We start from the raw sequence: 3,102 nt of genomic DNA, 5'->3' as shown, positions 1-3,102 counted from the left end.
AGCTCGATCGCAGGGATCTACAACTTCAACGGCAACTCCATTTACTCCGCGACGAAGGCCGGCATCCATGCGTTGTCGCGCCAGTTGCGAGTGGATGCGACCGGCAGACGTGTACGCGTGACGGAGATCTGTCCGGGCCGTGTCGCCACCGATATTTTTGGCCACGTGCATGGCGACATTGAGGCGGCGCGCAAGCAGTTCATCGACGGCTTCGAGTTGCCGCTGCCGTCCGACATTGCCGACGCCATCGCCTTTGCGATCGCCGCGCCGCTCGCGGTCAACATCAGCAATATGGAAATTCTGCCCACGCTGCAGGTGCCGGGCGGGCTGACTACGATCAAACGCGATCCCGCTGATCACAACGAGTAAGTGCAATCCAGAGTTCAACTAGGAGGTTTTCCATGCGTGCATCGGTACTGGTTACCCGTGCGTCATTTCCGGACATCGTCGACCGCCTGCGTGCGAACTTCGACGTGACCGACAACCCGGACGACACGATCTGGACGCAACCAGAGCTGATTGCCAGGCTGCAAGGCAAGGTGGGAGCCATGACCGCCGGCAGCGACCGCATCGACGCGACCTTGCTCGACGCGTGTCCGCAGTTGAAGGCGGTATGCAATATCGGCGTGGGCTACAACAACGTCGACGTGGAAGCCTGTACCGCGCGCGGCGTGCTGGTCACGAATACGCCGGACGTCCTGACGGATACCACCGCCGACTTCGGCTTCGCGTTGATGATGGCAACGGCGCGCCGCATCACCGAGTCGGAACATTTCCTGCGTGCCGGCGAATGGACCAAAACCGGGCGCTACGACATGTTCGTCGGCAACGACGTTCATGGTTCGACGCTCGGCATTCTCGGCATGGGACGTATCGGGCAGGCCATTGCGCGACGTGGTGCATTCGGCTTCGGCATGCGCGTGATCTATCACAATCGCTCGCAACTGGCGCCCGATGTCGAAGAGAGCTGCAAGGCACGCTATGTCGACAAGGAAACGCTGTTGCGCGAGTCAGATCACCTGATCATCGTGGTGCCTTACTCGGCCAGCTCGCATCACGCGATTGGCGCGGCGGAGCTCAAGCAGATGAAATCGTCGGCCACGCTGACCAATATCGCACGCGGCGGCGTAGTGGACGATGCCGCTTTGGCGGTGGCGCTGAACGAAGGCAGCATCGCGGCGGCCGGTCTGGATGTATTCGAAGGTGAACCGGTTATCTGCCCGGCGCTTCTTGCGCAAAAGAATGTGGTGCTCACGCCGCATATCGGCAGTGCGTCTGTCAGCACACGGCGCGCGATGGCCGCGCTTTGCGCAGACAATTTGATCGCCGCTCTAGGGCACGGCGCAGCGGCCGGCAAGCCGCCGACACCGGTGAACCCGCAGGTACTGACGCGCCCGACAGCCGCAGCCTGAGCGATGACCGGCGTAGCATGCTGCGCCAGTGTAGTACCGCCGTTGTTTCTCAAGCGTGAGCGCTCCGACAAAGGGGCGCGCCACTGACGATGAGGCGCCCGCAGAGGCGCTACATACTGGAGACAAACACCATGTACAACCACGCCTGTCGCATTTCCGCACGCCGTTCCGATTCATCATTCCCGAAACTTATTGCACCAGAAGAAAGGCCTCTGCAACAGCCTTTTTTCGCGAGCTAGTATCAATTCAACACGGAAGTCAATGACGGCTTCCGCGGGAATGACGATGGTGCCGAGAGTCGAGTCAGACCGGGATCATCGCTTCGATCCGAATCATTGGGACGTGCAACATGAAACTTCATTTTGACCTGGCGACGGTGCTGCGAGGCGACTATGGGGCGCTGTTTCTCCATGGGATCGAACTCACCCTCGCGATGGCCGCGCTGGCGTGGATACTCTCACTGATGGTGGGCATTCTTGTCACGCTGATCCGCCTGACCAACAATCGCCTCGCGACGGCGTTTGTCGCATCATTCGTGGCCTACCATCGCAATGTGCCGATGCTGGTCCAAATCCTGTTCTGGTACTTCGGCATTTCGAACATCCTGCCGGAATCGGTGCAGACAGTGCTGAACCACTACAACGGTCAGTTCATTTTTGCGGTCGTGGCGATCGGCCTGTGCAGCGCGGCCTATCTCTCCGAAGATATCCGCAGCGGATTGCGTGCGATTCCCTACGGTCAGTACGAAGCGTCGCGAGCACTGGGTCTGAACTTCCTGAACGTCATGCGTTTCGTCGTGCTTCCGCAAGCGCTGCGCAATGCAATTCCGCCGATGGTCAATCACGCCGTCCTGCTGTTCAAGAACACGAGTCTCGCAATGGCGATCGGCGCGGCGGAACTGACCTATGTCACCCGGCAGATCGAGAACGAAACCTTCCTGTCTTTCGAATCGTATTTCATCGCCACGGCGGTGTATCTCGGCCTCTCCCTCGTCATCATGCTGTGCGGCGCCAAAATCGCGATGCACTACCGCATTCCGGGAGTGAAGTGACATGTTCGATATCCTGCGCGATAACTGGACACTGCTGCTCATCGGGCAGTATCCGCATGGCCCGCTAGGCGGCATCGTACTGACGATCTTGCTGTCGCTTTCAGCGCTCGTCATCGCATTTCCCCTGGGTATCCTGGTCGCCCTGGCCCGCATCAGTCCTTTCCGGTTTCTGCGTGCGCCGGCCACAGGTCTCGTCTACATGGTGCGGGGCATCCCGCTCCTCATGGTGATTTTCTGGGTCTACTTTCTCGTGCCTGTTCTGACCGGCTATCCGGTCACCGGGTTTGTCACGATGCTGTGTGCGCTCGTCATCTATGACTCGGCCTATCTCGGGGAAATCATCCGTGCGGGCATCGAGGGGCTGCCGAAAGGGCAGACCGAGGCCTCGAGAGCGCTCGGCATGAGCTACATGAAGACCATGCGTGCAGTCATCCTGCCGCAGGCGCTTTACAACGTGGTGCCGAGCATGGTCACGCAGTTCGTATCGACGATCAAGGAGACCTCGCTGGGCTACATCATCAACGTCCAGGAAATCTCATTCGCGGCGGATCAGATCAACAACCGGCTGCTGACGAAGCCCTTTCCCGTGTACCTGATTCTCGCCTTGAGTTACTTCGCGCTGTGTTACGCGCTCACACA

The 3,102-nt window shown here is 59.6% G+C and carries 4 protein-coding genes; all 4 read left to right on the top strand.

Annotated elements, in window-relative coordinates; translation table 11 throughout:
* On the top strand, window positions 1-369 hold a 369-nt coding region (locus BM438_RS44370), incomplete at its 5' end, for an SDR family oxidoreductase (RefSeq protein ID WP_143131883.1).
* A 32-nt stretch (window positions 370-401) separates the two neighbouring features.
* Window positions 402-1,412, top strand: coding sequence for a 2-hydroxyacid dehydrogenase (locus BM438_RS44365; protein WP_093647892.1), 1,011 nt, complete (start codon window positions 402-404; stop codon window positions 1,410-1,412).
* 349 nt (window positions 1,413-1,761) lie between these two features.
* Entirely contained in the window at window positions 1,762-2,463 is a 702-nt protein-coding gene (locus BM438_RS44360; protein ID WP_093647890.1) for an amino acid ABC transporter permease, read from the top strand.
* Between the two features lies 1 nt (window position 2,464).
* Window positions 2,465-3,102 (top strand): amino acid ABC transporter permease (locus BM438_RS44355; protein WP_093647888.1); only part of this gene is annotated, 638 nt, incomplete at its 3' end.

Source organism: Paraburkholderia aspalathi, from assembly GCF_900116445.1.
Taxonomy (GTDB): Bacteria; Pseudomonadota; Gammaproteobacteria; order Burkholderiales; family Burkholderiaceae; genus Paraburkholderia; species Paraburkholderia aspalathi.
The sequence above is the reverse complement of the archived record's forward strand: the minus strand, read 5'-3'. Positions and strand labels throughout refer to the sequence as shown.

Coding starts and splice junctions, on each gene's coding strand:
- BM438_RS44365 (WP_093647892.1), top strand. CDS start 402: ATGCGTGCATCGGTACTGGTTACCCGTGCGTCATTTCCGGACATCGTC.
- BM438_RS44360 (WP_093647890.1), top strand. CDS start 1,762: ATGAAACTTCATTTTGACCTGGCGACGGTGCTGCGAGGCGACTATGGG.